This is a genomic window from Intrasporangium mesophilum (assembly GCF_054783095.1).
Window position 1 is genome coordinate 375,535 of record NZ_BAAGRF010000004.1, and the last position, 22,532, is coordinate 398,066.

Consider the following 22,532-nt stretch of genomic DNA (forward strand, 5'->3'; position numbering starts at 1 on the left):
GAGCCCTGATGTCCTCGGTTCGAGGCCACAATTCAGACACGATGCGCCCGGCCGGTGGTGACCGGAAACACTGCTCGCTCATCTACTACGCATCGTAGTATTTAGGAGACGAGCACATGAGCCTCGGCCACCGAGGCCGTCTTCAGGAGCCGCACGTGTCCGGAACGCAGCGTGACCTCACCCCGCCGGCCCCGCTCGGGCAGGGCCGGCTGCGCTCCGGGCCGGTCCGGGTGCGGCGACCCGTCTATGTCGACCTGCTGCCGCCGTGCAACGCCGGGTGCCCTGCGGGCGAGAACATCCAGGCCTGGCTCGCCGACCTCGAGGCCGGCCGCGCCGAGGCCGCCTGGCGCACCCTGACTGCGGACAACCCGCTCCCGGCGATCCATGGACGGGTGTGCTATCACCCGTGCGAGTCGGCTTGCAACAGAACGAGGCTCGACGAGCCGGTGTCGATCCACGGCGTCGAGCGCTACCTCGGGGACCTGGCGATCGAGCACGGGTGGTCCTTCACACCGCCAGCCATCCGCTCGGGCCGCTCCGTGCTCGTCGTCGGAAGCGGACCGAGCGGGCTGTCAGCGGCATACCACCTGAGGAGGCTCGGCCACGAGGTGACCGTGCGTGACGCGGCCGACCTACCAGGCGGCATGATGCGCTACGGCATCCCGGCGTACCGGCTCCCACGCGATGTGCTCGATGCGGAGATCGACCGGATCCGCCACCTCGGGGTGACGTTCGAGCAGGGGCACCGCGTCCACGATCTCGAGCGGGAGCGCCGCGAAGGTGGCTTCGACGCCGCGTTCGTCGCCGTCGGCGCGCACCTGTCCAAGCGGGTCGACATCCCGAACCAGGACACCGGCCGGGTCCTCGACGCGCTGTCGTTCCTGCGCGGTGTGGAGGCCGGAGAGCGGTCGAGCATCGCAGGCCGGGTCGCCGTGTACGGCGGTGGCAATACCGCGATGGACGCCGCGCGCGTAGCCCGGCGCCTCGGCGCCGAGGACACGGTCATCGTGTACCGGCGCACCCGCGAGCAGATGCCGGCCCACGAGGAGGAGGCCCGCGAGGCCGAGGACGAGGGGATCCGCATCAGCTGGCTGCGAACCATCTCGGCCATGGGTGCTGACGACCTCACGGTCGAGGTCCAGGAGCTCGACGAGCACGGAAGACCCCACGGCACCGGGCAGCTCGAGACTCTCGAGGCAGATACCGTCATCCTCGCGCTGGGACAGGACAGCGACACCGGGCTCGTGCAGGACATCCCCGGCGTCGACGTCCATGACCACACGGTCCAGGTCGACAAGCTGACGCTCATGACCGGGGCACCGGGCATCTTCGCCGGTGGCGACGCAGTGCCGAGCCAGCGCACCGTGACGGTCGCCGTGGGGCATGGGAAGCGCGCCGCGCGAAGCATCGACGCGTGGCTGCGCGGCCAGGCGCTCGATTCGGGGCCGAAGCACCCTCGCGCAGACTTCGACCTGCTCAACCTCTGGTACTTCGGTGCCAACGACCGTCGCGAGCAGGTCGAGCTCGAGCCCGCCACCCGGGCCTTCTCCTTCGACGAGGTGCGGGCCGGGCTCACGTCCGACGAGGCGACCTACGAGGCCGGCCGATGCCTGTCGTGCGGCAACTGCTTCGAGTGCGACGGGTGCCTCGGCGCGTGCCCCGAGGGCGCCGTCGTCAAGCTCGGCCCTGGCCAGCGATACCGCTTCGACTACGACACGTGCACCGGGTGCAGCGCATGCGCTCGCCAGTGCCCGGTCCACGCGATCGAGATGGTCGCCGAGCCGAATCCCGGAGGTGTCGCATGAGGACCACCATCGACGGCAACCAGGCCGCGGTCGACGTCGCCTACCGGCTGTCCGAGCTCTGCGCGATCTACCCGATCACGCCGTCCTCGCTCATGGCCGAGCTCGCTGACGAGTGGTCGACCCACGCTCGGCAGAACATCTGGGGCACGGTGCCGACGGTCGTCGAGATGCAGAGTGAGGGCGGCGCCGCCGGAGCGATCCACGGCGCGCTCCAGGGCGGCGCACTGAGCACGACCTTCACCGCGTCGCAGGGCCTGCTGCTCATGATCCCGAACATGTACAAGATCGCCGGTGAGCTGACTTCGACCGTGTTCCACGTTGCGGCGAGATCCATTGCCGCGCAGGGCCTGTCGATCTTCGGCGACCACTCCGACGTCATGGCCGTACGCCAGACCGGCTTCGCCCTGCTCGCGTCGGGGTCGGTGCAGGAGGCGCACGACCTCGCAGCGGTGGCCCACGCCGCGGCGCTCCGCAGCCGAGTTCCGTTCCTGCACTTCTTCGACGGCTTCCGCACGTCGCACGAGCTCAACACGGTCGAGCTGCTCGACGACGACATGCTGCGCGCCCTCGTTCCTGACGAGCTCGTCCGCGCGCACCGGCTGCGCTCGCTCTCGCCGGAGCGGCCGTTCGTCCGGGGCACGGCACAGAACCCCGACGTCTACTTCCAGGCACGCGAGACCGTCAACCCCTTCTATGCTGCGACGCCCGACATCGTCCAGGAAGCGATGGACGGGCTCGCGCTTCTCACCGGCCGCCGCCTGGACCTCGTCTCGTATGCGGGCCACCCGGCCGCCGACCGCGTCGTCGTCGTCATGGGATCGGCCTCGCAGACCCTCCGGACCGCCGTCGACCATCTCATCACGCGGGGCCAGCGAGTCGGCATGGTGCAGGTGCGCCTCTACCGGCCGTTCCCCGCAGCCCGGCTCCTCGCGGCCCTCCCGCCCACCGTCGAGCGGGTCGCCGTGCTCGACCGCACCAAGGAGCCGGGCTCGCACGGCGAGCCACTCTTCCTCGACGTCGTCAGCGCGCTCGCCGAAGCGCACCAGCAGGGGGTGGTCGACCGCGTGCCACAGGTGATGGGTGGCCGGTTCGGCTTGTCCTCCAAGGAGTTCACGCCTGCAATGGCCATCGGTGTCTTCGACGAGCTGGCCCGGCCTCAGCCACGGAGACGCTTCACGGTCGGCATCGTCGACGACGTCGGCGGGACGAGCCTGCCGTGGCCGCAGGACCTCGACCTCGAGGACCCTGACACGACCCGTGCCGTCTTCTTCGGCATCGGCTCGGACGGCACGGTCGGCGCGAACAAGAACACCATCAAGATCCTCGGCGAGAACCCCGACATCCATGCCCAGGGCTACTTCGTCTACGACTCCAAGAAGTCAGGGGGCCTCACCGTCTCGCACCTGCGCTTCGGCCCCCACGAGATCCGGGCGCCCTACCTCGTCACCGGAGCCGGCTTCGTCGGCTGCCACGACGTCGGCATCCTCGAGAAGGTCGACGTGCTGGGGTGCACCCGGCCCGGCGCCACGGTGCTGCTCAACGCGCCCCAGGACCCTGGAGCCGTCTGGGACGCGCTGCCGCGACGGGTGCAGGACCAGGTCATCGCGAAGCGGCTTCGGCTCTTCGCCATCGACGCCGACCGGGTCGCACGGGAGTCGGGCCTGCCGGGCCGGACCAACACCGTGCTCCAGACCTGCTTCTTCGCGATCTCGGGCGTCCTGCCTCACGACGTCGCGATCGAGCGGGTCAAGACCGCGATCCGCAAGACCTACGGCCGTCGGGGCTCCGAGGTCGTCAGGCGCAACGAGGACGCCGTCGACGCGACCATCGCCGCGATCCACGAGATCCCGGTGCCGGCCGCCCCGACGACCCTGCGCGAGCCCCGCCCACTCGTGCCCGCCGGTGCACCGGAGTTCGTGCGAGGCGTGACCGGACCGATGATGGCGGGCGCGGGCGACACCATCCCGGTCAGCGCCCTGCCGGTGGACGGCACCTACCCCAGCGGCACAGCGGCATACGAGAAGCGGCGGATCTCGGACGTCGTGGCGGACTGGGACGCGGACACCTGCATCCAGTGCGGCACGTGCGCGTTCGTCTGCCCGCACAGCGTGCTGCGCGCAAAGTACTACCCCGAGTCCGAGCTCGAGAGCGCCCCGACCGGCTTCCACTCGGCCCCTCTCAACGCGGCCGGCCTGCCGGACACGAGGTACACGCTGCAGGTCTACGCCGAGGACTGCACCGGCTGTGGCCTCTGCGTCGAGGCCTGTCCCGTCGAGGTCCTCGCGCCTATCGGTGCGCCGACCCGCAAGGCGGTCAACCTCGTGCCGCTCGACACCGTGGTCGAGCAGGAGTCTCGCAACGTCGGCTTCTTCGAGAGCCTCCCCGACACGGACCGCTCCCGGGTCGACTTCGGGACCGTCCGGGGCACGCAGTTCCTCGAGCCGCTCTTCGAGTTCTCCGGCGCGTGCGCCGGGTGCGGCGAGACGCCGTACCTCAAGCTGCTGACGCAGCTCTTCGGCGACCGGGCGACGGTCGCGAACGCGACGGGCTGCTCGTCGATCTATGGCGGCAACCTGCCGACCACCCCGTGGGCCAAGAACGCAGCCGGCCGCGGCCCCGCGTGGTCCAACTCGCTCTTCGAGGACAACGCGGAGTTCGGGCTCGGCCTCCGGCTCGCCGCCGACCTCCACACGAGGCTGGCGCGGGAGCGGCTGGACCAGCTGCGCGACTCGGTCGGGTCTGAGCTTGTCGACGCGCTGCTCGGCGCGGACCAGGTGCGCGAGTTCGAGCTCGCCGCGCAGCGCGAGCGGCTGTACGAGCTCGACCGGCGACTGGCGGGCCTCACCGGCCCGGCAGCGGACGACCTGCGCAGCGTCGCCGACCACCTGCTGCGCCGCAGCATCTGGATCGTCGGCGGGGACGGCTGGGCCTACGACATCGGGGCCGGCGGGCTCGACCACGTGCTCGCGTCCGGCCGAGACGTCAACGTGCTCGTGCTCGACACGGAGGTCTACTCGAACACCGGTGGCCAGGCCTCGAAGGCGACCCCGCTCGCGGCCGTCGCGAAGTTCGCCGCGGGCGGCAAGTCGATGGCCAAGAAGGACCTTGCCCTGCAGGCGATCGCCTACGGGAACGTCTACGTCGCCCGAGTCGCGATGGGCGCCGATCCCCACCAGACGCTGACGGCGTTTCGCGAGGCGGAGGCGTATGCCGGCCCGTCTCTCATCATCGCCTACAGCCACTGCATCGCCCACGGGATCGAGATGCGGCGCGGACTCGACCAGCAGTACCTGGCCGTCGCCTCCGGACACTGGCCGCTCCTGCGCTACGACCCGGCGGCACGTGCAGACGGCCTCAACCCGTTCCAGCTCGACTCGCCGCGACCACGTATCCCGCTCGCCGACTACGCGTACACCGAGCTGCGCTACCGGATGCTCCGTGACGCCGATCCCGACGAGGCCGCCCGTCTGCTGGCCCTCGCCCAGGAGGCCGTCGACCAGCGCTGGACGACCTACGAGGAGATGGCCACGCGTGGACCCAGCCGGTTCGCCGCCGATGCGCGCCGGGACGGGCGCAGGACCTCGCCGCGCGAGATCCGCCCCCACGCGGTGCCCGTCCCGGCCTCACCAGGAGGAGAGGAATGACCGACTACACGACCCACTACCTGGGCATGACCTTGCGCAACCCGCTCGTCGCGAGCGCCTCGCCTCTCACGGCCCACCTCGACGGGGTGCGCTCCCTCGCGGACGCGGGGATCGGCGCCGTGGTGCTGCCGTCCCTCTTCGAGGAGGAGATCCACCAGCAGGAGCTCCGGGACCTGCATCTCGTCGAAGGGACCGACCACCGCGCGGCCGAGGCCAGCTCGTACTTCCCGACGCTGGCGTCGGAAGAGCCGGGCCGAGCCACGCGATACCTCATGCACCTCGAGCGGGCTGTGGCCGCCGTCGACGTCCCCGTGATGGCGAGCCTGAACGGCACCTCCCGCGGCGGCTGGGTCCGGTACGCGCGGGCCATGCAGGAGTGCGGCGCGGCGGCGGTCGAGCTCAACATCCACCCCGAGCCGACCGACCCACACACGTCGGGCAGAGCCGTCGAGGACCGGCATGTCGAGATCGTCGAGGCGGTCAAGGAGACCGTCGACATCCCCGTCGCCGTGAAGCTCAGCCCGTGGTTCAGCTCCGTCGGCGAGATGGCCCTCCGGCTGGACCGGGCCGGAGCGGACGGCCTCGTCCTGTTCAACCGGTTCCTCCACCCGGACGTCGACGCCGAGCGGTTGACCATCGAGCCCGGGGTCGCCCTGTCAACCCCGATCGAGGCCCGGATGCCGCGCGCGTGGATCGCCATCCTCCGCGGCCACGTGGCGGGGTCCATCGGCGCCACGACCGGGGTCGAGACCGGCCGGGACGTCGCCGCCTACCTGCTCGCCGGGGCGGACGTCGTCATGACGGCATCGGCGTTGATGCGGCACGGGATCCACCGCACCACGGTGCTGCTGGAAGGGCTTGATCTGTGGATGCGGAGCCATCGCCTCACGTCCCTCGACGACATCCGCGGCAGGCTCGCCGTCCCCAGCGAGACCGACACGGCGGCCTACGAGCGAGCCGGCTACGTGGCGGCCCTGCGCCGCGGACGTGCCATGTGGGCTGCCGCGGGCCTGCACTGGGACTGACCGTCAGAGCCAGCCGCGGTTCTGCGCGACGCGTGCGGCCTCGGCGCGGGTCGAGGTCCCGGTCTTGCCGATCGCGGAGCTGAGATGGTTGCGGACGGTGCCGGGAGACAGGTGCACTACGGTGGCGATGCTCGCGACGGTGCCGCCTTGCAGGGCCACGAGCAGGACCTCGCGCTCCCGCTCGGTGAGTGGGTTGGCGCCTTCGACGAGCGACTCGGTGGCCAGCGACGGGTCGACGACCCGCAGCCCGGCGTGGACCTTGCGCACGGCATCGGCCAGCTGTCGCGCCGGCGTGTCCTTGACGACGAACCCTGACGCCCCCGCCTCCAGGGCGCGCCGGAGGTAGCCGGGTCGGCCGAACGTCGTGACGATGAGACTGCGCACCCCGGGCAGCGAGTCGCGCACCGCAGCGGCGGCGGCGATGCCGTCCAGCCCGGGCATCTCGATGTCGAGCAGGCAGACGTCCGCGCGTGACTCGCGCGCCCGGGCGACGACCTCGTCGCCACGCCCCACCTCGGCGACGACCTCGAGGTCGGACTCCAGTGCGAGCAGCGCCGCCAGCGCCCCGCGCACGAGCGCCTGGTCGTCGGCGAGCAGCACCCTGATCGTGTCGCTCACAGCGTCACCTCCAGCACGGTCCCGTGGCCCTCCGGGCCGGTGGCGATGGTGAGGAGACCACCGGCGGCCTCGACCCTCTCACGAAGCCCGCGTATGCCGTTGCCCTCGGGGCGGCCCTCGACGCCGCGGCCGTCGTCGCGGACGGTCAGGCGGTTCGAGTCGAGCTCGACCCAGCACTCGTCGGCGTCGCTGTGGCGGATCACGTTGGTCGTGGCCTCGCGCAGCACCCAGGCAAGCACGATGCGGTGCCGTGGGTCCACGGCCGTCGGGTCCTCGGGCACGTGCGCCTCGATGCCAGCACCTGCGAGCGCCATGGTCGCAGAAGCCAGCTCGTCGTCGAGCCGGGCCGCGCGCAGACCACCGACGGTGGCCCTGATCTCGGCGAGTGCCTGCCTGCTGAGGGCCTGGATCTCCACGAGCTCCTCCTTGGCCCGGTCCGGGTCCAGGTCGACGAGGCGCTCGGCGAGCTCGGCCTTGACCGTGACGACCGTGAGCGAGTGGCCGAGCACGTCGTGCACGTCTCGGGCCACGCGCTCCCGCTCGGCCACGAGCGCCAGCTCACGCGACATGGCCTCGTACTGCTCGCCACGGTCGGTTGCGAGCCGGATCACCGCGGTCATCGCGCTGACGGCGAAGATGATCACCGCGACCACCCAGGTGCCCTCGTCGAGCTCGACGAAGATCGCGCAGAACAGCGCCGAGAGGATGCAGAGGCCACCTACGGTGAACGCCCAGACCAAGGGCAGGGCGAACATCCCGAAGGACACGACGAACGGCAGGAAGCTGAGGGCTCCGACGCCGAGGAGCGGTATCGACGCGAGCGTGCAGGCGACGAGGCCGCCGACATAGACCGCCCCCCGCCCGTAGCGCGGGACGCAGCGCTTCTCGAGTCGCTGGAGGTGCTGTGCACCGAGCGAGTACAGGAGCCCGAAGGCCACGATGAGGGTGAACCCGACACCCTTCTGCCAGGCCGCCAGGTCGGTGTCGAGGAGCGCGATGACGGGGAAGACCAGGAAGACCAGCCAGACCGACTGGATGATCCAGCTGTAGCGCTCCCACGGGTTGCGGTCGGGCACGCCATGGCGCGTCGCGAGGCCCGTGGCATCCTGCGTGCCACGGACCTCGCGACCCTGGGTCTGGCTCACTGACGCTCCCGGCCGCGACGCACGAGCACTGTCGCGAGGATCCCGAAGATGACGACGTAGGCGAGGACGTTGGCGATCGGGAGCCACAGCGGGTCCTTCGTCCCGTCGGGCAGGTAGCCCTCGGTGAGCGGGTAGCGAGCCAGGGCGGCATACCCGTAGAGCGGCGTGAACTTCGCGAACGTCAGCAGCGCGCCCGACAGCGGGATGAAGAGGTTGCCGAGGAAGGCGAAGATCACGAGCGTGCCTGCGGCGGCGCCCACGGCGGCCTCGGAGCGGAAGGCGGTGCCGATGAGCAGGCCGTAGAGGGCGAAGACCGACGAGCCGGCGAGCACCAGGACGGCACTCAGCGCCCAAGCGGACGCCGAGCCGTGCGCCCCGGTGACCGCGCCGAGGAAGTAGGTCAGCAGGACCGGCACCGCGGCAACGGTCATGGCGATGAGGGCCTTCATCGCGATGTAGGACCCGTCGGCTAGGGGCGTGAGGCCGAGCTGGCGACCCCAGCCCTGGACCCGCTCGACGGCGGCGTTGCCGCCGATGCTCGTCGTCGCGGTGACGGCGCCGTAGGCCGCCATGCTGATCATCACGTACATCGCGACGTTGCCGTTGCCGATCGTCTCGCCCTTGGCTGCGACGGTGGAGCCGAAGATGAGGTAGAAGAAGGCCGGTAGCACGGCCGTGAAGAACATGCCGGCGTAGTCGCGGGTGATCCGGCGCATCTCGAGCAGGGTGAAGGTGGCGTTCATCGCACGAGCTCCTCAGTGGTGTCGTAGAGAGTGTCGTCGTCGGCGCCGGTGAGGGCCATGAAGGCCTCCTCGAGCCCGGCCGTGACGATCTCGAGGTCGGTGCCGCCGAGCTCGTTGAGCAGCAGGCGGGCGACGGCGTCGGAGTCGACGGCGGAGACGACGACGCGGGCGCCGCGCTCCTCGATGCTCCGCACGCCCTCGCAGGCGCGGAGCTTCTCCATCGCCACGGTCGCACCGAGGACCGGCAGGGTCGCCGAGACGGTCCGCCCGCTCGCGCGGGCCTTGATCTCGGCGGTGGTCCCGTCGGCGACGATCCTGCCGCCGGCGATGAGGACGATCCGGTCGGCGAAGGCGTCCGCCTCCTCGAGGTAGTGAGTGGCGAAGACCACGGTGCGTCCGGCGCTGGCGTCCTGGTGCATCGTGTCCCAGAAGTCGCGGCGGGCGCTGACGTCCATCCCGGCCGTCGGCTCGTCGAGGATGAGCAGGCGCGGGTCGGGCAGCAGGGCGAGCGCGAAACGGAGGCGCTGCTGCTCACCGCCTGAGCACTTGGACACGCGGCGGTTGGCGAGCGAGCTGAGCCCGGCGCGGGCGATGACGTCGTCGACCCGGGAGTGGGCGGCATACGTGGAGGCGATCATGACGACCGTCTCGCGAACGGTGAGGTCGCGCAGGAGCCCACCGGTCTGAAGGACGGCGGAGACCTGGCCGGCGACGACGGCGGCACGGGCGCCGTTGCCGTAGACGCGGACCGTGCCGCTCGTAGGCTCCGTCAGCCCGAGCACCATGTCGAGTGTCGTCGTCTTGCCGGCCCCGTTGGGGCCGAGGAAGGCGACGACCTCGCCGGGCTCGATGGTCAGGTCGATGCCGTCCACGGCGCGGACCTTGGCGTCGTGCGAGCCGCGTTGCGGGGCGAAGGTCTTGACAAGCTCGTGGAGCTCGATGGCGGGGGTTTCCCTGTTCATGGCTCAACTGTGCATCCTGGAGTAACCGCGCGCCCCGGGCGTAGGTCACGAGATCTTCGTGACAGGTGTCACGGGGCGATGCATGCTCGGGAGGGTGTCGCAGTTCAGCGTGGTCATCGACTCGGAGCTCGCTGCCGCGGAGGCGTGGCGCAGGGTCCTCGACCTGCGGATGCACTCCCGGGTCATCCCGCTCACGACGGTGCGCGGGAGCGCCCTGTCGGCGGACTCCCTGACCGCAGGGTCGCAGTTCGTGGCGCGAACGGCAGCGGGGCCAGTCGGTTTCGACGACGCGATGACCGTCGACGAGATCACGGCGCCGCGAGACGGCACCCCGGGAGTGGCGCGGATCCACAAGGGGGGCAAGGTGATCCGCGGGTCCATCGTGCTCCGCGTGTCACCACGTCCGCCGGGGTCGCGGGTCGAGTGGAGCCAGGAGATCTGGGTGTGGGGAGTCCCTGCGCTTCTGCACCCGGTTGTCACCGCGGTCGCCAGACAGGCGTATGCCGCAGCCCTCCGCCGCCTCCTGGCCCAGGACCCGTGACCGCCCCCCTGAGCCCCCGACCCCGTCGGCTGCTACCGCCAGCCGAGCGCCGGAGCCACCTGCGTGAGGACCGACTCGATGACGTGTGCGTTGTAGTCCACGCCGAGCTGGTTCGGCACGGTCAGCAGCAGTGTGTCGGCAGCGGCGACGGCCTCGTCCTCGGCCAGGGAACGGACCAGCTCGTCCGGCTCACCGGCATACGACTTGCCGAACCGCGCGAGGCCACCGTCGAGGTAGCCGACCTGGTCCTGGCTGGCCGACTCGCGGCCGAAGTACGCGCGGTCGAGGTCGCTGACGATGGGGAAGACGCTGCGGCTCACCGACACCCGCGGCTCGCGCTCGTGGCCGGCCGCCGTCCACGCGTCGCGGAAGCGCTGGATCTGCTCGGCCTGCAGCTGGTGGAACGGCACGCCGGTGTCCTCGGTGAGCAGGGTGGAGCTCATGAGGTTCATGCCCTGCTCGGCCGTCCACTCGGCGGTCGCTCGCGACCCGGCACCCCACCAGATCCGGTCCCGAAGGCCGGGTGAGAACGGCTCGAGGCGGAGCAGACCGGGCGGGTTCGGGAACATCGGGCGAGGGTTCGGCTCGGCGAAGCCCTCGCCGCGCAGCAGGTCCAGAAGCACCTGCGTGTGCTCCCGCGCCATCGCCGCATGGTCCGAGCCCTCGGCCGGGACGTGGCCGAAGTAGCGGAACCCGTCGATGACCTGCTCGGGTGACCCACGGCTGATGCCGAGCTGGAGCCGGCCGCCCGCGATGAGGTCTGCAGCCCCGGCATCCTCTGCCATGTAGAGCGGGTTCTCGTAGCGCATGTCGATCACGCCCGTGCCGATCTCGATCTGGCTGGTCCGGGCGCCGATGGCCGCCAGCAGGGGGAACGGCGACGCCAGCTGGCGTGCGAAGTGATGCACCCGGAAGTAGGCGCCGTCGGCGCCGAGCTCCTCGGCGGCCACGGCGAGGTCGATGGACTGGAGCAACGCGTCCGACGCCGAGCGCGTCTGCGACTGCGGCGACGGCGTCCAGTGCCCGAACGACAGGAACCCGATCTTCTTCACATGCCCTCCAACGTCGCGAGGCCCCCAACGCTTCCACAGGCCCACCGGCATGGGGAAGCGCTGCAGGCCGGGGCGGCTCACCCGGATGGTGTGAAATACCCGAGGTCCCACCGATGCCGGGCCCGATCCGGTTACCGTGAGGACGCGCCACGGAGCTGTCGGAGCCCGTGGCATGTCTGCGGGAGCCGAACATGCGGACGTTCGAAGAGATCGTGAGCCAGGCCATCACGGAGACGGGCTGGTCAGAGCCGCTGGCTACCGCGGCCCAGACCGGGCTGGTCATGGCGAGCGCGTCGGCGCCCGGCACGTTCGAGCCCTCGCTCGTGCCCCGGTCGACGAGGGACCAGGCGATCATCACGGGCCTGACGACGACGCTGAACTACGGCTTCTCGACCGCGACGCAGGACGCCCTGGCCGCCGTCGCGGCCCTCGTGGCCCCGGCCCTGCCCGGTCGCGACCTGGCCCGCAAACAGGCTCTGGCCACCCTGGCGCTCGACCTCGTCGCGGTCCCGGTCGGCTACGGCCTCTGGCGGTTCGTGTCGCGTCGCCCCAACGAGGCGATGCTCAGGGGCGGCATCCGTCAGGTGGGCTGGCGGCTCATGGCCACCGGGATCGGCGGGGCGGTGCTGGGCACGGCCCGGGCCGGGCTCATCGCGGTCGACGATGCCGTCGACGCCAACGGCCGCCTTGCCCGGATCCCGGTGGCGATACCCGTGGGCCTCGCCGTCGGCGGGGCGGTCCTGCGCAGGCAGGTTCGCGACGTCCGGGACCTCCCGGCCGGCGAGCAGGACCAGGAAGGGGTGAGCACCATCCGCTCGGCCACGCTGGGAGTGGTGCTGGCCGGCGGACTCACCGGGGCGGCATACGGGGAGATGTGGCTCGCTGAACAGGCGGGCGAGGTTCTGTCACAACGGCTTCCGGGACCACCTGCGCTCTACCGCCTGTCCGGACACGCCCTCTGCCTGACGGGCGTGGTCGCCGGGGTCAACCTGCTCTGGCAGCGCGCGATGACCAAGGTCGAGGCCGGGGCGTCCGACATCGACCCGTTCTTCGACGACCCCGAAGGGGGCAGGCACTGGGTCGAGCCGGCTGTCAGCGGGTCAGGCGAGAGCCTCGTGCCCTGGTCCACGCTGGGCCGTGAAGGTCGGCGCCACGCGCTGCTGTCGGTGCGCACCCGGCCCCCCGTTGACCGTCCCGGCAGCTACCGCGACTTCTCCATCCCCGCGGTCATGGGTGAGCCGGCCGTCGCCGAGCCGGTGCAGGTGTACGTCGGTCTCGACAGCGCACCGACCGCGGGCGAGCGGGTCGAGCTGGCGATCGCCGAGCTCGACCGGACCGGCGCCTGGGACCGGTCCGTGCTCATGCTCATCTCGCCGACCGGGAGCGGCTACGTCAACTACTGCGCGAGCGGGGCCGCGACGTATCTCGCGCGGGGCGACATCGCGATGGTGACGATGCAGTACTCCAAGCGGCCCTCGCCCTTGTCACTGATGAAGGTCAAGCAGGCGCGTGAGCAGAACCGCCTTCTGTGGCTGCGGCTGAGCGCCCGCCTGCGCGAGCTCAACGGCACGGGGCCGCGCGTCGTGCTCTTCGGCGAGAGCCTCGGCGCCCACACGAGCCAGGACGTCCTGCTGCACTGGGGCACGCTCGGCCCGCAGGCACTCGGCCTCGATCGTGCCCTCTGGATCGGCACGCCGTACGGCTCTGGCTGGATGCACCAGGTCACCGGGGCGCCTCGGCCGGACGTCGACCCCTCGCTGGTGACGGTCGTCAACGACTACGAGCAGCTCGCCGCGATGTCGCCGCACGCGCGGGCGCGGCTGCGCTACGTCATGCTGACGCACGACAACGACGGGGTCGCGCGCTTCGGACTGGATCTGCTCAGCAGCAGGCCCGCGTGGCTCGCGCCCGGCCGGCCGATGCCGGAGCCGGTGCCCGGTGCCAGCCCTCGCGGGATCTCGCCGAGGCTGCGCTGGAGGCCGGTCACGACCTTCTTCCAGACGCTTGTCGACATGAAGAACGCGCAGCTCCCCGGCGCGTACAAGGCCTGGGCACACGACTATCGGCCGGAGCTGCCACGGTTCATCTCGGCGGTGTTCGACCTGCCGGCGACCGAGGAGCAGCTCACCAGGATCGAGCAGGCGCTGGAGCAGCGCGAGTCGGCGAGGGAGCAGATCTTCAAGGACTGACTGGCTCCTCACGCGCTCTGTAGAGGCCGGATCGTCATCCACAGGTCGTCTGCACAGCCGCCACGTCCGAACCCAACCGCTAGTATTGCGTTGCCGCAGTTACTGCGGCACGATGGGGAGATGACACCACCCGGCACGACGCACTCCGACCCCGCCGGAGGTCCGATCGACGGCCAGACTCCGCCGGCGAGCGCCGACGCGATCCGCTCCTCGATCCACGCCTCGATCCAGGCCGCGGCAGCCGCGCTCGCGCAGGCTGACGCGACGGCGCCGAGCACAGCACTGCCGCTGCTGCGCAGCGCTCAGGAGCACGTGACGACGGCCATCGACGAGGCCATGGCGGCGGTCCTCGTGACCGAGGGCGGGACGATCCGCACCGCCGGAGCCCTGGCCGGCCTCTCGGAGAACGCCGTCGGCCCGCGCCTTGCCCGCACGAAGCTGCTCGCGGCATATGGCTCGGAGGCCGGACGGGTCACCGCCGCTGGCGTGGAGCGCGCCCGCTACGACCTCGAGGAGGGGCGGCACCGCGACGCCACCGACCTCGCCGAGCAGCCCAGGCCGCTGCGCTTCCGCGCACGGCGCACCACCTGACGAAGGGCATGACATGACGAACTCGAACCTCACCCACCTCTACTTCCTGCTGGACCGCAGCGGGTCGATGCAGTCGATCAAGGACGACACCGAGGGCGGCTTCAACGCCTTCATCGAGGAGCAGCGCAAGCAGCCCGGGGACTGTCGGGTCACGCTCGCCCAGTTCGACGACCAGTACGACGAGGTCTATCGCGACCTCCCGCTGGCCGCGGTCCCACCCCTGCAGCTGCAGCCGCGTGGCAGCACAGCCCTGCTCGACTCCATCGGGCGGCTCGTCGGCGAGGCCGGCTCCCGGCTCGCCGCCCTGCCCGAGGAGCAGCGCCCCGGCATCGTCGTCGTGGGCATCATGACCGACGGCCACGAGAACGCCTCCCGCGAGCTCACGCATCCCCAGGTCAAGCAGATGATCGAGCGGCAGTCCAAGGACTACAGCTGGCAGTTCCTCTACCTGGGCGCCGACCAGGACGCCATCGAGGTCGGCTCGAGCATCGGTGTCTCGGCTGCGCACTCCATGACGTACGGCCGCGGGCGGGTGGCGGCGGCGATGGCCGCCACGTCGCGCAACATCGGGCGCACCAGATCCGCCGTCGCGGCGGGGGCTTCCTTGCAGGAAGCGGCGATCCACATGGCGTTCGACGACGAACAGCGCGCCGCTGCTGCTGAGTGAGACCCCCTCCGGGGGTACGTTGTCGCCATGAGCAACGACTCGGGCGACACGGGCGACACGCCCGGACCGACCGCCCCTGACGAGGCGCAGGGGCGGTCGACGCAGCAGTTCACCGTCCCGTTGCCGCCCACGACGGCGACGCAGCCGGTCCTCCAGCAGGAACCGACGCGAGCGCTGCCCGTCACGTCTCCGAGCCCGTATGCCGTCCAGCCGGGGCCGTATGCCGCCGAGCCGGATTCGCCCGAGCAGGTCGACCCGCTCCTGGAGAAGGTCGGCGTCGCGCTGTTCTGGGTCACCGTCGGCTGGTGGGTCTTCTTCCTGGTGCGGGTGCTCGGCTACTTCGTGCGCTTCGGCGGCGACGCGACCATCGTCATCCGCACGATCGACCGCGGCGCGGAGGAGACGGTCATCGCCGCGGTGCTGTCCGTGCTCGCAGCGGTCCTGCTGCTCTTCGGCCGTGGCAGCAAGGGCCGCACACCCCTCGGGTATGCGGCCGGAGTCCTCGCCCTGGTGACCGTCGCGGTGGCGGTCTGGCGCATCGTGCCGTGATCGAGGCGTCCGAGGCCCTCGCGATCGCCGACGCGTACGACCTTCCCCGCCCTGCCCGCCTGGAGGGACCGGTCGCACGCGGCCAGCTCGGACGGGTGTGGCGGCTGCGTACGCGGGTCCGCGACTACGCCGTCAAGGAGTGGTACGCCCAGCCCGATCTCGACGAGGTGGGCAGCGACTTCGATCTGGTCGAGTCCGCCCGTGCCGCAGGCGTTTTCACTCCCGCCATCTTCAGGACGCCGGGCGGAGACGTCGCCACGCTCGTCGACGGCTCGGCTGTCAGGGTGTTCGAGTGGGTCGACCTGCGACCCCGCAGCCGCCTGCTCGACCCCGCAGAGGTGGGGCGGACGGTCGCACGGCTCCACATCGCGTCCCGGCCCTCGCAGGAGTCGGTCGACAACTGGTTCGCCACCGGCTTCGGTGAGCGGAGCTGGCGAGACCTGCACGCCCGACTCGTGGTCGAGCAGGCGCCTTTCGCGGACGAGCTGGGCGCGATCCTCGACGAGCTCATCGCGGTCGAGGCGGTCATCGAGCCGCACGGGCCGCGCATCCTCTGCCACCGGGACCTGTGGGCCGACAACGTGCTCGCGTCCGCTGACGGGCGGGTCTGCGTCATCGACTTCGAGAACCTCGGACCAGCCGACCCGAGCATGGAGCTGGCGATGGTGCTGTTCGAGTTCGGCGCGGACGACCCGGCGCGAGCGCGACGGATCCACACGGCATACCGGCAGGAGGGGGGTCCTGGGCGCGTGACGCGCCGCGCACACTTCTCGATGGTCGTCGCGGAGCAGGCGCACATCGGCCAGCTCGCGTGCTCACGCTGGGTGGGTGCGTCCGACCAGGGTGAGCGGGACCGGCTCGCGGCGTGGTTCCGAGAGATCCCGGCCGACCCGGTGACGCTCGCGCGCATCGACCGCATCCTCGCCGCAGTCACCTAAAGGGGGTCAGGGCCAGGCGGGGGAGAGCCGGACGACGTCGCCGACGACGATCACCGCCGGCGCCTCGACGCCGACATCGGCCGCCAGCGCCGCGATGGTGCAGACCGTGCCGACCGTGGTGCGCTGGGTGGGCAGGAACCCGCGCTCGACGATGGCGACCGGGCAGTCGCCTGAGCGGCCGTGTGCGACAAGCAGATCCATGGTGCGGGACAGCTGTGTCACCCCCATCAGGAGCACGAGCGTGTGGTCGCCGCCGGTCGGCAGCACCGGGATGTCGTCATGGCCGGTCACGACCGAGAAGCCGCGAGCCACCCCGCGGTGCGTCACCGGGATGCCGGCAGCCGCCGGCACGGCGACGGCGCTGGTCACGCCGGGGACGACCTCGACGGGTATGCCGTGTGCCTCGCAGGCGCGCCGCTCCTCACCTCCGCGCCCGAGCACGTAGGGATCGCCGCCCTTGAGCCGCACCACGCCCAGCCCGCGCCGGGCTTCCTCGACGAGAATGTCGTTGATCCGGGACTGGGGCACCGGGTGGTTGCCGGGGGTCTTGCCGACGTCGATGACGCGGACCGAGGCCGGCAGCCGGTCCACGACAGCGCGCGGAGCGAGCCGGTCGACGACGACGACGTCCGCCGAGGCCAGCAGCGCGTGCCCGCGGGCCGTGATGAGGCCATCCGCACCGGGCCCGCCGCCGACCAGGGCGACCCAGCCAAGACCGTCGCGCGCTCGGGTGCGCCGAAGGTCGAGCGCACCGGAGGCGATCGCCTGCTCGACGCCGTCGCGGACCGTCACGGCCAGACCGGGGTCGCCCGCGGCATACGTGGCCACGGTGACCCGGCCGTCCGGGGTGGTCACGTCGGCGCGAGCGGCGATGCTGGCCGACGTGGCCGCGGCATCCGTCGCGTCGACGCACCAGACCCGGAGCGCGGCGGCGTCCTGCGCGACCCGCTGGTCCACGCCCGGCTCGCCGGTCGCGGTGTGGACCAGCCACGCGCCGTCGAGGTCCGCCGGGCCGGCATAGTCACGACCGACCCACTCAGCCTGACCCTCCGTGACGAGATCGCGCAGGTCCTCGCAGACCCACGGCGACACGACCCGCACCACCGCGCCCTCGTCGACGAACGCCCGCACACGTCGTGCCGACACCGGGCCACCGCCGACTGCCACGACGAGCTTGCCGTCGAGGTCGAGCACGATGGGCAGGGCGGACTTCATGAGCTCAGATGTCCCATTCCTCGTCGCCTTCCGGCGACGACGGCGCGGGCTCGGCGGTGGGCAGCGTGGCACCGACCATCCCCGCCGCGAGGGTGCGCCCGTCGTGGGCGTCGATGAGCAGGAACGCGCCGCCACGACGGGAGGTCGAGTAGTTCTCCACGGGGATGGGCGACGCCAGGCGCAGCGTCACCCGGCCGATGTCGTTGAGCGACAGGGCTTCCGTCGGCACGGCATGCAGGTCATCAAGGTCGAGGGCGCCGTCGAGGGCCCGCACGGCGGCCTGGACCGTGCGCGAGCCGTGCTTGAGCAGGAGCCGCTGTCCAGGCCGCAGCGGGGCGTCGCCGAGCCAGCAGACGACGGCCCCGATGTCCTGCTTCGGGGCCGGTGCGCCGTCGGCCGCGGCGATGACGTCACCGCGCGAGATGTCGATCTCGTCGGCCAGGCGCAGGGTCACCGACTGCGGGGCGAACGCCTCCTGGAGGGAGCGCTGCCCGAGGTCGATCCCGACGACGGTCGTGCGGCGACCCGACGGGAGCGCCACTACCTCGTCACCGACACGGACGACGCCCGAGGCCACCTGGCCGGCATACCCGCGGTAGTCGCGCTGCCCGGGGTCGATGGCCGCTGCCTGGGGGCGGATGACGAGCTGGACGGGCAGGCGGAACGACTCGTGGCTCGGGTCGTCGGAGGGCGGCAGCGCCTCGAGGAGCTCGAGCAGGCTGGGCCCGGTGTACCACGGCGTGCGGGCCGAGTGCTCGACGATGTTGTCGCCGTCGAGCGCGCTGACCGGGATCGCGATGGCGTCCTCGACGCCGAGCTCCCGGGCCACAGCCTGGACCTGCGCGTGGACCTGGTCGAAGACCCCTTCCGAGAAGTCGACGAGGTCGATCTTGTTGACGGCGACGATCACGTGCGGCACTCGCAGCAGTGCGGTCACCGCGAGGTGCCGGCGAGTCTGCTCCAGCACCCCCTTGCGAGCGTCGACGAGGAGGACGACGACGTCGGCCGTCGACGACCCGGTCACGGTGTTGCGGGTGTACTGCACGTGCCCCGGGCAGTCCGCGAGGACGAAAGACCTTGTCGCAGTGGCGAAGTAGCGGTAAGCGACATCGATGGTGATGCCCTGCTCGCGCTCGGCCCGCAGGCCGTCGGTCAGCAGCGCCAGGTCGGCGGCGGTCAGGCCACGGTCGCGCGAGACGCGCTCGACCGCGGCGAGCTGGTCGGACAGCACCGACTTCGTGTCGTGCAGGAGGCGCCCGACGAGAGTGGACTTGCCGTCGTCGACCGAGCCTGCGGTCGCAAGGCGCAGCAGATTGGTCATCTCGGAGTGTCCTTGTCGTCTTGGGGCCCCCGCGAAGTATCGGAGCGAGGGACGAGCGGAGAACTTCGTGGGGAGTTCAGAAGTAGCCCTCCTTCTTGCGGTCCTCCATGGCGGCCTCGCTGATCCGGTCGTCGGCGCGGGTCGCGCCGCGCTCGGTCAGGGTCGAGGCGGCCACCTCGGCGACGATCTCGGTGTTCGTGCCGGCCGCAGACTCGACGGCACCGGTGCACGACATGTCACCGACGGTCCGGTAGCGCACCAGCCTGGACTCGACGGTCTCGCCGTCGCGGGGCTGGCTGTACGGCCCGACGGCGAGCCACATGCCGTCGCGACGGAAGACGTCCCGCTCGTGGGCGTAGTAGAGCGACGCGAGCGGGATGTCCTCACGCTCGATGTAGCGCCACACGTCCACCTCGGTCCAGTTGCTGATCGGGAAGACGCGCACGTGCTCGCCCGGACGGTGCCTCGGGTTGAACAGGTTCCACAGCTCTGGTCGCTGGTTCTTGGGGTCCCACTGGCCGAACTCGTCTCGGAGGGAGACGATCCGCTCCTTGGCGCGGGCCTTCTCCTCGTCGCGGCGGCCGCCGCCGAAGACCCCGTCGAAGCGGTGCTCGGCGATGGCGTCGAGCAGCGGCTGGGTCTGCAGCGGGTTGCGGGTGCCGTCGGCCCGCTCACGGAGCCGCCCGTCGTCGATGTAGTCCTGCACGCGCGCGACCTCGAGCCGCAGGCCCAGGCGCGAGACCGTCTCGTCGCGGTAGGCGAGCACCTCGGGGAAGTTGTGCCCGGTGTCGACGTGCAGCACGGGGAACGGGATCGGCGCGGGCCAGAACGCCTTCGCGGCGAGGTGCAGCATGACGACCGAGTCCTTGCCGCCGGAGAAGAGCAGCACCGGCCGCTCGAGCTCGGCGGCGATCTCGCGGATCACGAGGATCGACTCCGCCTCCAGGGCGTCGAGGTGGCTGAGTCTGCGGTCGGGCGCCTCGGGCGCGAGGGGCGCCGGTGGGGTGACGGTCGTGGTCATGTGTGGAGTCCGCACTCGGTCTTGGTGAATCCGGCCCAACGGCCGGCACGGGGGTCCTCGCCGGGCTCGACCCGGCGGGTGCACGGCTCGCAGCCGATGGAGAGGAAGCCGTCCGAGAGGAGCGAGTTGACCTCGACCTGGTTGTCGACGGCATACGCCTGGAGCTCGTCGAAGGTCCACGCGGCGAGCGGGTTGATCTTGACGAGCCCGTTCTTCTCGTCCCACGTGACCAGCGGCGTGTTGGCGCGCGTCGCCGCCTCCTCGCGCCGCACGCCGGTCACCCAGGCTTCGTATGCCGGCAACGTCCTCGCGAGGGGCTCGACCTTGCGCATCTGGCAGCAGAGTGCCGGGTCCCGCTCGTAGAGGCGCGGGCCGTACTTCTCGTCCTGCTCGGCGACGGTGAGCGCGGGCAAGACGTCGACCAGGTTGATCGGAAGGTCCTCGGCGACGATGTCGCGAGTCACGAGGGTGTCCGAGAAGTGGTATCCGGTGTCCAGGAACAGGACGTCGACTCCTGGCGCGAAACGTGAGACGACGTGTGGGAGGACGGCGTCGGCCATCGAGCAGGCGACGGCGAGCGAGCCCTCGAAGTGGAACGCGGCCCACGCGGCGACCTCGTCGGCCGTCGGCTCGTGGTCCGGGTCGGCCCCGAGCGTCGCGTTGAAGTCGTCGACGAGCGCCTTGAGCTCCTCGTTGCTGCGACGCCTTCGCGGCACTGTGGGGGTGGCGAGCGACACGGTCGTCATACGAGCGCTCCTTCCTCTGCTCGGGCAGTCCACTGGGAGAACGTCTCGCCGGCCTCGCGCTCGTCGAGGAACCGGCGGACCACGCGCTCGACGTAGTCGGGCAGGTCGTCGGCGGTCACCTTGAGGCCGCGCACGGTGCGTCCGAGGCCGGCCTCGTCGCGGTCCGCCGAGGCGAGACCGCCGCCGAGGTGGACCTGGAACCCGGGCACCTGCTGTGGCCCCGAGCCGTCGGGTCCGTCGACGGTGATGATCTGGCCCTTGAGACCGATGTCGGCGACCTGGATGCGGGCGCACGAGTTGGGGCAGCCGTTGACGTTGAGCGTGATCGGCGTGTCGAGCCGGTCGGTGATGTCGGCGAGGCGGCGCTCGAGCTCGGTGACCGTGCGTGCCGCGGTGGCCTTGGTCTCGACGATCGCGAGCTTGCAGAACTCGATGCCGGTGCACGCCATGGTGTTGCGGCGGAACGGGCTCGGCGCCGTGGCGAGACCCAGTGCCTCGAGCCGGCTCACCGCACCACGGACTCGCCGCCCGGGGACGTCGAGGACGACGACCTTCTGGTGCGGGGTGAAGCGGAGCCGGTCCGAGCCGACCGACTCGAGCAGGTCGGCGAGCCCGGCGAGGACATCGCCGCTGATCCGACCGGCGACCGGTGAGGCGCCGATGTAGCGGGTGCCGTCCTTCTGCAGGTGCACGCCGACGTGGTCGCCGGGGCCCGTCGCGGGGGCCGGCGGGACGCCGTCGGGCAGCGGGTGCCCGAGGTACTCGTCCTCGAGGACCTGGCGGAACTTCGCCGGACCCCACTCGGCGAGGAGGAACTTGAGGCGCGCCTTGTTGCGGAGCCGCCGATAGCCGTAGTCACGGAAGACCTGGATGACGCCGTGCCACACGTCGGCGGCCTGGTCGGGCCGGACGAACACCCCGACCCGCTCGGCGAGGCGGGGGGCGGTGGACAGGCCGCCCCCGACCCAGAGGTCGTAACCGACGCCGAGGTCGGGGTGGACGACGCCGACGAGCGAGACGTCGTTGATCTCGTGGACGACGTCGAGGCTGGGGTGGCCGGTGACGGCCGTCTTGAACTTGCGCGGGAGGTTCGCCAGGGACGGGTCACCGATGAAGCGGCTCCGGATCTCGTCGATCACCGGCGTCGGGTCGAGGATCTCGTCGGCCGCGATGCCGGCGAGGGGGCTGCCGAGGATGACGCGCGGCGTGTCCCCGCAGGCCTCGGTCGTCTGCAGCCCGACGGCCTCGAGGCGGCGCCAGATCTCCGGGACGTCCTCGACGCGGATCCAGTGGTACTGGATGTTCTGCCGGTCGCTGATGTCGGCGGTGCCGCGGGCGAACTCGGTGGAGATCTCGGCGAGCGTGCGCAGCTGGGCGAGGTTGACGGCGCCGCCGTCGAGCCGGACCCGGAGCATGAAGTACCGGTCGGACAGCTCGGTGTCGTCGAGCTGGGCGGTGCGGCCGCCGTCGATGCCGGGCTTGCGCTGGGTGTAGAGCCCCCACCAGCGGAAACGTCCGCTGAGATCCTGTGGTGGGATGGAGTCGAAGCCCTGCTGTGCGTAGATCGTCTCGATGCGCTCGCGAACGCCGAGGCCGCCCTCCTCCTGCTTCCACGTCTCGTTCGCGTTGAGCGGTGTGGTGCCGTCGACCTTCCACTGGCCGTTCGAGCGGTCGGCGCGCGGCGGCCTGGCTGCCGGCCGCGCGCCGGGAGTCCCGGACGGCACTGACGGCGAGGAGGTCTCGGTGACGGTCATGTAATC

The 22,532-nt window shown here is 71.3% G+C and carries 19 protein-coding genes; 9 read left to right on the plus strand and 10 right to left on the minus strand.

The genetic code is table 11. The features are described 5' to 3' along the window. The first annotated feature begins 155 nt into the window (after positions 1–155). From ACYVLP_RS05110 to ACYVLP_RS05120, 3 genes are read left to right on the plus strand one after another with little or no spacing between them, the layout of a single operon-like run. Positions 156–1,805, plus strand: coding sequence for an NAD(P)-binding protein (locus ACYVLP_RS05110; RefSeq protein ID WP_460626257.1), 1,650 nt, complete (start codon positions 156–158; stop codon positions 1,803–1,805). Then, positions 1,802–5,449, plus strand: a complete 3,648-nt coding sequence (gene nifJ, locus ACYVLP_RS05115) for a pyruvate:ferredoxin (flavodoxin) oxidoreductase (protein WP_460626258.1) — start codon at positions 1,802–1,804, stop codon at positions 5,447–5,449. Before ACYVLP_RS05110 ends, nifJ begins: the two co-directional genes overlap by 4 nt. After that, entirely contained in the window at positions 5,446–6,474 is a 1,029-nt protein-coding gene (locus tag ACYVLP_RS05120) for a dihydroorotate dehydrogenase-like protein (protein ID WP_460626259.1), read from the plus strand. The genes nifJ and ACYVLP_RS05120 overlap by 4 nt, the downstream gene beginning before the upstream one ends. 3 nt (positions 6,475–6,477) lie before the next feature. Here the strand turns inward: ACYVLP_RS05120 and ACYVLP_RS05125 are convergent, their stop codons facing one another. Genes ACYVLP_RS05125 through ACYVLP_RS05140 form a run of 4 tightly spaced genes read right to left on the minus strand, consistent with a single transcriptional unit; the run spans position 6,478 to position 9,942 of the window. Next, on the minus strand, positions 6,478–7,092 hold the full coding sequence (locus ACYVLP_RS05125; RefSeq protein WP_452268313.1) for a response regulator: 615 nt from the start codon (positions 7,090–7,092) through the stop codon (positions 6,478–6,480). Then, positions 7,089–8,237: a sensor histidine kinase gene (locus ACYVLP_RS05130; protein ID WP_460626260.1), complete on the minus strand. Its 1,149-nt coding sequence runs from the start codon at positions 8,235–8,237 to the stop codon at positions 7,089–7,091. Before ACYVLP_RS05130 ends, ACYVLP_RS05125 begins: the two co-directional genes overlap by 4 nt. Then, positions 8,234–8,980 carry an ABC transporter permease gene (locus tag ACYVLP_RS05135; RefSeq protein WP_460626261.1) on the minus strand — a complete coding sequence of 249 codons (747 nt, stop codon included), beginning with the start codon at positions 8,978–8,980 and terminating at the stop codon, positions 8,234–8,236. The genes ACYVLP_RS05130 and ACYVLP_RS05135 overlap by 4 nt, the downstream gene beginning before the upstream one ends. Continuing rightward, complete coding sequence (locus tag ACYVLP_RS05140) at positions 8,977–9,942, minus strand: ABC transporter ATP-binding protein (protein ID WP_460626262.1); 966 nt, start codon at positions 9,940–9,942, stop codon at positions 8,977–8,979. The genes ACYVLP_RS05135 and ACYVLP_RS05140 overlap by 4 nt, the downstream gene beginning before the upstream one ends. A 94-nt stretch (positions 9,943–10,036) precedes the next feature. Here ACYVLP_RS05140 and ACYVLP_RS05145 point away from each other — a divergent pair, with 94 nt between their 5' ends. Then, on the plus strand, positions 10,037–10,483 hold the full coding sequence (locus ACYVLP_RS05145) for an SRPBCC family protein (RefSeq protein WP_460626263.1): 447 nt from the start codon (positions 10,037–10,039) through the stop codon (positions 10,481–10,483). 32 nt (positions 10,484–10,515) lie between these two features. On the opposite strand, the gene ACYVLP_RS05150 is transcribed toward ACYVLP_RS05145, so the two are convergent. Continuing rightward, the gene (locus ACYVLP_RS05150; protein WP_460626264.1) at positions 10,516–11,535 is read right to left on the minus strand and encodes an LLM class flavin-dependent oxidoreductase; all 1,020 of its coding nucleotides are present in this window, start codon (positions 11,533–11,535) and stop codon (positions 10,516–10,518) included. 191 nt (positions 11,536–11,726) lie between these two features. Between ACYVLP_RS05150 and ACYVLP_RS05155 the strand changes: the two genes are divergently transcribed. The 5 genes from ACYVLP_RS05155 (at position 11,727) to ACYVLP_RS05175 (ending at position 16,469) form a co-directional block, all read left to right on the plus strand. After that, positions 11,727–13,724 carry an alpha/beta-hydrolase family protein gene (locus tag ACYVLP_RS05155; RefSeq protein WP_460626265.1) on the plus strand — a complete coding sequence of 666 codons (1,998 nt, stop codon included), beginning with the start codon at positions 11,727–11,729 and terminating at the stop codon, positions 13,722–13,724. Between the two features lie 120 nt (positions 13,725–13,844). After that, on the plus strand, positions 13,845–14,315 hold the full coding sequence (locus tag ACYVLP_RS05160; protein ID WP_460626266.1) for a hypothetical protein: 471 nt from the start codon (positions 13,845–13,847) through the stop codon (positions 14,313–14,315). 13 nt (positions 14,316–14,328) lie between these two features. Continuing rightward, positions 14,329–14,982: a vWA domain-containing protein gene (locus tag ACYVLP_RS05165; protein ID WP_460626267.1), complete on the plus strand. Its 654-nt coding sequence runs from the start codon at positions 14,329–14,331 to the stop codon at positions 14,980–14,982. Between the two features lie 27 nt (positions 14,983–15,009). Further along, on the plus strand, positions 15,010–15,531 hold the full coding sequence (locus ACYVLP_RS05170) for a DUF3824 domain-containing protein (protein ID WP_460626268.1): 522 nt from the start codon (positions 15,010–15,012) through the stop codon (positions 15,529–15,531). Beyond that, entirely contained in the window at positions 15,528–16,469 is a 942-nt protein-coding gene (locus ACYVLP_RS05175) for a phosphotransferase enzyme family protein (protein ID WP_460626269.1), read from the plus strand. Before ACYVLP_RS05170 ends, ACYVLP_RS05175 begins: the two co-directional genes overlap by 4 nt. Before the next feature lie 6 nt (positions 16,470–16,475). Here the strand turns inward: ACYVLP_RS05175 and cobA are convergent, their stop codons facing one another. The 5 genes from cobA to ACYVLP_RS05200 all read right to left on the minus strand — a co-directional run bounded on the left by cobA (position 16,476) and on the right by ACYVLP_RS05200 (position 22,526). Further along, positions 16,476–17,684, minus strand: a complete 1,209-nt coding sequence (gene cobA / locus ACYVLP_RS05180; protein ID WP_460626270.1) for a uroporphyrinogen-III C-methyltransferase — start codon at positions 17,682–17,684, stop codon at positions 16,476–16,478. A 4-nt stretch (positions 17,685–17,688) separates the two neighbouring features. Further along, positions 17,689–19,005, minus strand: a complete 1,317-nt coding sequence (locus tag ACYVLP_RS05185) for a sulfate adenylyltransferase subunit 1 (protein WP_460626271.1) — start codon at positions 19,003–19,005, stop codon at positions 17,689–17,691. 76 nt (positions 19,006–19,081) lie between these two features. Next, the gene (gene cysD, locus ACYVLP_RS05190) at positions 19,082–20,026 is read right to left on the minus strand and encodes a sulfate adenylyltransferase subunit CysD (RefSeq protein ID WP_460626272.1); all 945 of its coding nucleotides are present in this window, start codon (positions 20,024–20,026) and stop codon (positions 19,082–19,084) included. Beyond that, complete coding sequence (locus tag ACYVLP_RS05195) at positions 20,023–20,772, minus strand: phosphoadenylyl-sulfate reductase (RefSeq protein WP_460626273.1); 750 nt, start codon at positions 20,770–20,772, stop codon at positions 20,023–20,025. Before ACYVLP_RS05195 ends, cysD begins: the two co-directional genes overlap by 4 nt. Then, the gene (locus ACYVLP_RS05200; protein ID WP_460626274.1) at positions 20,769–22,526 is read right to left on the minus strand and encodes a nitrite/sulfite reductase; all 1,758 of its coding nucleotides are present in this window, start codon (positions 22,524–22,526) and stop codon (positions 20,769–20,771) included. The genes ACYVLP_RS05195 and ACYVLP_RS05200 overlap by 4 nt, the downstream gene beginning before the upstream one ends. Positions 22,527–22,532 lie beyond the last annotated feature (6 nt).

Bases quoted from the DNA above. Each gene is read 5' to 3' on its own strand.
- nifJ (WP_460626258.1), top strand. From the start codon at position 1,802: ATGAGGACCACCATCGACGGCAACCAGGCCGCGGTCGACGTCGCCTAC.
- ACYVLP_RS05120 (WP_460626259.1), top strand. From the start codon at position 5,446: ATGACCGACTACACGACCCACTACCTGGGCATGACCTTGCGCAACCCG.
- ACYVLP_RS05135 (WP_460626261.1), bottom strand. From the start codon at position 8,980: ATGAACGCCACCTTCACCCTGCTCGAGATGCGCCGGATCACCCGCGAC.
- ACYVLP_RS05140 (WP_460626262.1), bottom strand. From the start codon at position 9,942: ATGAACAGGGAAACCCCCGCCATCGAGCTCCACGAGCTTGTCAAGACC.
- ACYVLP_RS05155 (WP_460626265.1), top strand. From the start codon at position 11,727: ATGCGGACGTTCGAAGAGATCGTGAGCCAGGCCATCACGGAGACGGGC.
- ACYVLP_RS05160 (WP_460626266.1), top strand. From the start codon at position 13,845: ATGACACCACCCGGCACGACGCACTCCGACCCCGCCGGAGGTCCGATC.
- ACYVLP_RS05165 (WP_460626267.1), top strand. From the start codon at position 14,329: ATGACGAACTCGAACCTCACCCACCTCTACTTCCTGCTGGACCGCAGC.
- ACYVLP_RS05170 (WP_460626268.1), top strand. From the start codon at position 15,010: ATGAGCAACGACTCGGGCGACACGGGCGACACGCCCGGACCGACCGCC.
- cobA (WP_460626270.1), bottom strand. From the start codon at position 17,684: ATGAAGTCCGCCCTGCCCATCGTGCTCGACCTCGACGGCAAGCTCGTC.
- ACYVLP_RS05185 (WP_460626271.1), bottom strand. From the start codon at position 19,005: ATGACCAATCTGCTGCGCCTTGCGACCGCAGGCTCGGTCGACGACGGC.
- cysD (WP_460626272.1), bottom strand. From the start codon at position 20,026: ATGACCACGACCGTCACCCCACCGGCGCCCCTCGCGCCCGAGGCGCCC.
- ACYVLP_RS05195 (WP_460626273.1), bottom strand. From the start codon at position 20,772: ATGACGACCGTGTCGCTCGCCACCCCCACAGTGCCGCGAAGGCGTCGC.
- ACYVLP_RS05200 (WP_460626274.1), bottom strand. From the start codon at position 22,526: ATGACCGTCACCGAGACCTCCTCGCCGTCAGTGCCGTCCGGGACTCCC.